This is a genomic window from Streptomyces phaeochromogenes (assembly GCF_001418655.1).
GTDB lineage: Bacteria > Actinomycetota > Actinomycetes > Streptomycetales > Streptomycetaceae > Streptomyces > Streptomyces phaeochromogenes.
This window is the reverse complement of the sequence record NZ_LIQZ01000571.1, coordinates 5,565-5,801: the sequence shown is the minus strand read 5'-3', so window position 1 is coordinate 5,801 and position 237 is coordinate 5,565. Positions and strand designations below refer to the sequence as shown.

Sequence of the window (237 nt, the reverse complement as noted above, 5' to 3'; positions counted from 1 at the left end):
TCCAACCTCCGTACCTCAACGAGGAGTTACGGCCATGCCCGAACTCGCCCTGAAAGACCTCACCGACTACTCCCCACTCGACGCCGACTGGGAGTACGTCCTCCGTATCCCCCGAACCCCCCTCGGCCCCGGCATCGTGCGAGCCCACGTGCGTGCCGTGCTCACCCGGCACCGCGTCCGTGACGCCGTCCTCGACAACGTCGAACTCGTCGCCTCCGAGCTGGTCACCAACTCCCT

The 237-nt window shown here is 66.7% G+C and carries 1 pseudogene; it reads left to right on the top strand.

Annotated elements, in window-relative coordinates:
• Nucleotides 1-34 precede the first annotated feature (34 nt).
• Nucleotides 35-237: pseudogene (locus tag AOK17_RS53145) on the top strand (ATP-binding protein); the annotation flags it as partial.